This window comes from Vibrio sp. R12-SW3-ISO1 (assembly GCF_059834005.1).
This window is the reverse complement of the sequence record NZ_JCBDGK010000012.1, coordinates 43509-49608: the sequence shown is the minus strand read 5'-3', so window position 1 is coordinate 49608 and position 6100 is coordinate 43509. Positions and strand designations below refer to the sequence as shown.

The following is a 6100-nucleotide window of genomic DNA, read 5'->3' as shown; positions in this document are numbered from 1 at the left end:
TCACTAAGGGCAGCCATGACACCGAGGGCCGTTTCATCGCACTCGCAGACAAACCCTTGGTAGCTTTCAAGTTGTTTACTATCCATAGACATAAAAAAGCGATAAGCGGCAATTTCACCTAGAGGCTCAGCCCCTGTTCTTAGCTCTCGAACAGGCAGCGCATTATTTGCCATGACAGACATGTAACCTTGATGACGAAATTGGTAACCATCGCCATACGTTGTGGGAGTGACGAAACATATATTAGTGAGTCCCTTATCCACTAAATGTTGCGTCGCTGCTCGTCCCCCATTGAAATCATCCGGTGCAACCCAAAATGAGCCTTCACACATTCCAATGCAAACGTAAGGGAGATTTAATTGCTTACACATTGCAATACGATCATCATTCGTGGTGATACCGAGCAAGATAGCGCCCCCGACTTGATGTAAGTCTGCGTCGCCAAAACTGACCGGAAGAAGATTTCTACCTGATTTGCGAATCGCTGTGGATAATGATGGCCATAACATCCCTAAATAACGCGAGGCATAAAAATCGAGTGGCCCGAGAGAGATAGCAATAGTGTTCTTATGGCTTCCCGTTAGCTCACGTGCTGAAGAGCTAGGCACATAACCAAGATCTTTACAGATATCTAGAATACGTGCTCGCGTTTTCTCACTAATGCCCGGTTTGTTGTTGAGAGCTCGACTCACCGATGCGATTGATACACCGGCTATTTTAGCGGCCTCATGAATGGTTGTTTTCTTCAACTCTTCCTCTGATTTTGATGATGTCACCGCGCTCTCCTAGAACGTAAACAACGTAAATTTATGTTTATTATCTGAATAAAGAGGAAAATAACAAGAAGTATTTACGTATTCTGTATAGTAAATGCGTAAATGGCCATGTCACCATCTGTTTGGCTAGGTTTACTGTCGTAAAGAAAACGCATCTCCCCACATAACACCCATAGCGTTCATGCTACAATGCGAGCGACATCCATAGCACTAGAGTATCATCATGGCGTTTTCTCACCTTGGCCTCAGCGAGCCGTTGGTTCGTGCAATTGACGAACTGGGCTACAGTAAACCGACCCAAATTCAAACCAAAGCTGTCCCTGTCATTTTACGTGGCGACGATTTAATCGCCGCGGCTCAGACCGGTACAGGTAAAACCGCCAGTTTTGTCTGGCCAATTTTGGAGCGACTCGCCCAAGGAGAGACTCAGCGTAAAAAACGTTTTCGTGCATTAATTCTGGCCCCAACCCGCGAGTTGGCCGAGCAGATTGATGAAAAAATCCGCCACTACAGTCGCCACATGCCGCTCACCTCTGTCGCCCTGTTTGGTGGTGTGGATGATAAAGCGCAAAAGCAGGCGTTGATCGAAGGCGTTGACATTGTGGTGGCCACACCGGGGCGCCTACTCGATTTATATGGCCAGCGCGCCGCCTATTTTGAAGAGGTCGAAGTGTTGGTGCTGGATGAAGCGGATCGCATGTTAGACATGGGCTTTATTGACGATCTGAACAAAATTCTCGACCGACTGCCAACCGATATTCAGCATCTCTTGTTTTCAGCGACCCTATCCAACAAGGTCAGAGAGCTTGCCAAGACGGCGGTTAACGATCCGTTTGAAATCAGTATTGCCGCCAATCAGGCATCGAAAAAGAACATTGAGCAGTGGCTGATTACCGTTGATAAAGATAAAAAATCGGCCCTGTTGAGCCATCTCATCAAAGAGAACGACTGGGACCAAGCGCTGATTTTTATTGAGACCAAACATGGCGCGGCTAAACTCGCCGATCAGTTGGCCAAACGCGGCATTGACGCTGAAGCGTTTCATAGTGGTCGTAGTCAAGCGATAAGAAAGCAGCTTTTAGCGGATTTCAAAGCCGGTAAAATCCGTTACATGATCGCCACTGGCGTGGGCGCACGCGGGATCGATATTGAAGGGCTGACACGGGTGATTAACTACGACCTGCCTTTCCCTGCCGATGAGTACGTCCATCGCATAGGACGAACCGGTCGCGCCGATGCCCAAGGTGAGGCGATCTCGTTTGTCTCTAAAGATAACTTTAAGAACCTGTGCATGATTGAGAGCCGCTTAGGCCACTTGATTGAACGCCGTGAAGTGGAAGGCTTTGAGCCGCGCAAGCCCGTACCGATTTCGATCCTCAACTATGTGCCGAAACATAAACGTCAACCTAAGGAAGAGTCATGAGTCACCCTGACATCAGTCATCCGACTAAGATGACGTTTTTCGAATTCTTGACACCGCTGGTGGCACAAGGGAAAAAGACCATCACGATTCGCGATGAAGCTGAGTCCCATTATGTGCCTGGCACTGAAGTCGAGGTGTTGACACTCGAGACGCAGCAGAGCGTTTGCACCATCCGCATTCTGTCTGTCGAACCGCTGCGCTACGACGACATCAACGAATTTCACGCAGAGCAAGAGCACCTACCGCTGCCTGAGCTGAAAACCTTGATTCGTGACATCTACCCCGATCTGGATCAACTGTTTATGATTCGTTTTGAGCGAGTGGCATAGCCTTTTTCACTCGCCCTGTGCGTGTCTGAATCAGTAGGCACGCACTGATCAACCCCAGTCCGACCCAGCCTTGAATGCTGAACCTCTCACCTAGAAACATCACTGCCAACAGTGCCGCCACCAAAGGCTCAAACAGAGTGAGTAATGTCGCCGTGCGCACTTCGACACTGCGCAAGCCAAAACCAAACAACAGGTAGCCGATAAACATCGGGATCACAGCCATATAGAGAGCGACAGCGCTGTTGATTTCTGATGCAAACAAGGCACTTCCCGTCCAAAATAGTGTAGGCAGCAACAAACATGCACCAAGGCCGAAAATCGCCCCCATCGCACTTTGGGATCGTACACCTAAGGTAATAAGCTGCTTGGCTGCCAGTGAATAACCGGCATAACTCGCCGCAGCCACTAACCCCAACACAACACCGAATGTAAAACGCCCATTGTCCAAGGTGTTCACACCATCACCTTTGGTTAGGGTTAACAGCATGACCCCAATCGCCCCAAAAGCGAAACTGATTAGCCATTGTGTCGATAGCGCTTTAACCGTGCCAAAAAGACGCTCAAAACAGACGGTAAACAGTGGTGCAGTGGCAATAGAAACCACCGTCCCTATCGCAACACCTGACCACCGCATCGAGGTATAAAACGCCAGCGGGTACAAGGTTAAAGCCAACGCGCCCAAAATCAGCGTACCAACATGTTGGCGCAAAATTGCCAGGTCTTTTATGAGTGCGGGAACAGAGATAAGAGCCAAAAGTAATCCCCCCAATCCCATCGCAAAGGCACCGATCGCTAACGGGTGAATGGTCGGAGCGAGCGCCGCAGCGCTGCCAGTGGTTCCCCAAAGTAAGGAAGCGAATAGGATGGCACCAATAGATTGCCATTGTGAAGAAGAAACGTGAGCAGACATTGCCTAATCCAAGCCAGAGATACTCCATTTAGCTTACGGCATGCATAAGACATCCAATGTGCAGAAAGGACGGTTTATTCGGTTATTCTGATGATTATGGCGCTGTTAGAGATGACGTACTTGCTTCGGTGACAGTGAAAAGTGCACCTGAAATCGCCGCGAGAATGCCGACGCGTCTTGATAGCCACACTGCTCTGCAATTCGAGCAATACTTAAGTCGGTGTGAGTCAATAGTGCATGAGCTCGTGACATACGCTCTGCCGTAATATACGCGTGAACGGTTTGTCCGGTGTGCTTTTTGAATTGCGATTTAAATTGTGTCGCACTCAAACAGGCGATGCGACTGAGAGATTCAATGCCCATCGGCGCATCGATATGAGCACTGATGTGCGCTTTTACCCTCTGAATTCGGGCATCACCACTGCGCTGCATTTCTTGTCGTGCTAGCAGCGATGTAAGCAGTTCAAATGCTTGAGTTTCCAAAGGCGTATCAACAGATTGCTCCAGTTGCGCTGCGAGAAACTCAATGTAGTGCTGAAGTGGTGTCGAGATTGAGAACACCGGCATCTTAGCAGTCAGTAAGGGCTCTGGCAACGTGTCGCTATCCACGACTAAAAAACGGGCGGCTTCATCGGCTCGGAAAATGTGCTCAAGTGTTTTCTTCACCACCACACACTGTCCTGGCGAAACCTTTCCGCGATAGTCTTCAAGCTCAATATCAATCGCTCCGCTTAGGGGCAAAACCAATTGATGATAAGTGTGCCAATGACCGCGTTTTTGTTTGGTGTATGAGCGAACACTGATGTCCATACTGTTCCTTGTCCCACTGCATGAGCAGAGCATTGATTGACGCACTAGACGACTGGTCTATTTTTACACTATAGTAGCGGCCATGAACGCAAAAACACAAGATACTCGTCAGCACATTCTCAATATTGGCTATCAGTTGGTGGTCAATAAGGGCTTTACCGCCGTGGGGTTGTCTGAACTGCTGAGCACCGCCCAAGTGCCGAAAGGCTCTTTTTATCACTATTTCAAATCGAAAGAGCAGTTTGGCGAGGCGCTAATTAGCGAATACATTCGTGAGTACATGGCGCGCAGCAACGCGATATTAACTCAGACCGATCTGAACGGTTTTGAAAGACTCGTTCACTATTTCTCTCGCTGGCTGGAGAAAGATTCAGGCACCTGCAATGCGAACCGCTGTCTTGTGGTCAAGTTGAGTGCCGAAGTCGCCGATTTATCCGAGCCGATGCGTCAATCGCTCGCCAAAGGCGCAGAAATGGTGATCGAAAGCCTTGCTCACTGTATTGAAGTGGGCATTGACGATGGCTCAGTCCAGGTAGTCAACGCACATGCCACGGCCACACAGTTATATCAACAATGGTTAGGTGCGAGTTTGCTCAACAAGCTTTTTCAAGATGAAACCCATCTTGAACTGTGTTTACTTAGCTCCAAAGCCTTGCTGGGTAATCCGGCCGTCAAGTAGCGCTGGATCATCACACTTTGCTCCCCCGTTATCGACTATGCTGGTAGCGGGATTTTTTGGCCATACAACTAGACGACTGGTCTAATAACATAACTAAGACGTACTTTATGTCATGTCTACACAGGAGAACATCATGTCAGATTCCATTAACCGACGCGTAGTGCTTGCATCTCGCCCCAATGGCGCCCCCACTGCGGATAATTTTCGTCTAGAGACAACGGACATTCCAAGCCCAGCAGAGGGCGAAGTCCTGTTGCGCAGTGTTTACCTCTCCCTTGACCCGTACATGCGCGGACGGATGAGTGATGCAAAATCCTACGCAGACCCGGTTGCTATCGGTGACACCATGGTCGCAGGTACCGTGTGTCAGGTCATCGAATCTCGCCACGATCAGTTTAAAAACGGTGATTGGGTGCTGGCCTACAGCGGATGGCAAGATTACGCACTGTCAAATGGCGAAGGCCTAATCAATATGGGCCAAAACCCGGCGCACCCTTCCTATGCGCTCGGCGTAATGGGCATGCCTGGCTTTACCGCTTACATGGGCCTACTTGATATTGGTGCCCCCAAAGAAGGCGACACGCTGGTCGTGGCTGCCGCCACTGGCGCGGTCGGTTCTATGGTTGGCCAAATCGGTAAATTGAAAGGTTGTTACGTTGTCGGTGTAGCCGGCGGAGAAGAAAAATGCCGTTATGCGGTGGAGCAGCTTGGCTTTGATGCGTGCATCGACCATAAAGCGGACGACTTTGCTGATCAACTCGCCACGCATTGTTCAAAAGGCATTGATATCTACTTTGAAAACGTTGGCGGTAAAGTGTTTGACGCTGTTATGCCATTGCTCAACACTGGCGCGCGCGTACCATTGTGTGGCCTTATCTCACAGTACAACGCCACCTCTTTGCCACAAGGGCCAGATCGCCTGTCGATGTTGATGGGGCAATTGCTCGTTAAACGCATCAAGATGCAGGGCTTCATCATTTTTGATGACTACGGTCACCGTTATGGCGAATTCGCTCAAGATATGAATCGTTGGCTGGCAGAAGGTAAGATTCACTACAAAGAGCACTTAGTGGAAGGGCTAGACAACGCGCCTGATGCCTTTATTGGCCTACTCGAAGGGAAAAACTTCGGTAAGCTGGTCGTAAAAACCAACGAGCCGGTATAAGGAGTCGT

7 protein-coding genes are annotated in these 6100 nt (G+C 49.4%); 4 read left to right on the top strand and 3 right to left on the bottom strand.

Annotated features, from left to right (window positions below; translation table 11 throughout):
* The coding region (locus AC6R0R_RS03355; RefSeq protein ID WP_500625703.1) for a LacI family DNA-binding transcriptional regulator at window positions 1-776 on the bottom strand (776 nt) is incomplete at its 3' end.
* A 223-nt stretch (window positions 777-999) separates the two neighbouring features.
* Between AC6R0R_RS03355 and AC6R0R_RS03350 the strand changes: the two genes are divergently transcribed.
* Window positions 1000-2199: a DEAD/DEAH box helicase gene (locus AC6R0R_RS03350; RefSeq protein WP_500625702.1), complete on the top strand. Its 1200-nt coding sequence runs from the start codon at window positions 1000-1002 to the stop codon at window positions 2197-2199.
* Window positions 2196-2528 (top strand): N(4)-acetylcytidine aminohydrolase, encoded by a 333-nt coding sequence (yqfB, locus tag AC6R0R_RS03345; protein WP_487901553.1) that lies wholly within the window; start codon window positions 2196-2198, stop codon window positions 2526-2528. Before AC6R0R_RS03350 ends, yqfB begins: the two co-directional genes overlap by 4 nt.
* On the opposite strand, the gene AC6R0R_RS03340 is transcribed toward yqfB, so the two are convergent.
* The gene (locus AC6R0R_RS03340; RefSeq protein WP_500625701.1) at window positions 2500-3438 is read right to left on the bottom strand and encodes a DMT family transporter; all 939 of its coding nucleotides are present in this window, start codon (window positions 3436-3438) and stop codon (window positions 2500-2502) included. The two genes, yqfB and AC6R0R_RS03340, sit on opposite strands and share 29 nt — an antisense overlap.
* A gap of 105 nt (window positions 3439-3543) precedes the next feature.
* A complete protein-coding gene (locus AC6R0R_RS03335) occupies window positions 3544-4248 on the bottom strand; it encodes a helix-turn-helix domain-containing protein (RefSeq protein WP_500625700.1) in 705 nt (234 codons plus the stop codon).
* 82 nt (window positions 4249-4330) lie between these two features.
* Between AC6R0R_RS03335 and AC6R0R_RS03330 the strand changes: the two genes are divergently transcribed.
* Complete coding sequence (locus tag AC6R0R_RS03330; RefSeq protein WP_500625699.1) at window positions 4331-4927, top strand: TetR/AcrR family transcriptional regulator; 597 nt, start codon at window positions 4331-4333, stop codon at window positions 4925-4927.
* 133 nt (window positions 4928-5060) lie between these two features.
* A complete protein-coding gene (gene curA / locus AC6R0R_RS03325; protein WP_500625698.1) occupies window positions 5061-6092 on the top strand; it encodes an NADPH-dependent curcumin/dihydrocurcumin reductase in 1032 nt (343 codons plus the stop codon).
* Window positions 6093-6100: the final 8 nt, after the last annotated feature.

Excerpts from the sequence above, each read along its gene's own strand:
- AC6R0R_RS03350 (WP_500625702.1), top strand. The coding sequence starts at position 1,000 with ATGGCGTTTTCTCACCTTGGCCTCAGCGAGCCGTTGGTTCGTGCAATT.
- yqfB (WP_487901553.1), top strand. The coding sequence starts at position 2,196 with ATGAGTCACCCTGACATCAGTCATCCGACTAAGATGACGTTTTTCGAA.
- AC6R0R_RS03340 (WP_500625701.1), bottom strand. The coding sequence starts at position 3,438 with ATGTCTGCTCACGTTTCTTCTTCACAATGGCAATCTATTGGTGCCATC.
- AC6R0R_RS03335 (WP_500625700.1), bottom strand. The coding sequence starts at position 4,248 with ATGGACATCAGTGTTCGCTCATACACCAAACAAAAACGCGGTCATTGG.
- AC6R0R_RS03330 (WP_500625699.1), top strand. The coding sequence starts at position 4,331 with ATGAACGCAAAAACACAAGATACTCGTCAGCACATTCTCAATATTGGC.
- curA (WP_500625698.1), top strand. The coding sequence starts at position 5,061 with ATGTCAGATTCCATTAACCGACGCGTAGTGCTTGCATCTCGCCCCAAT.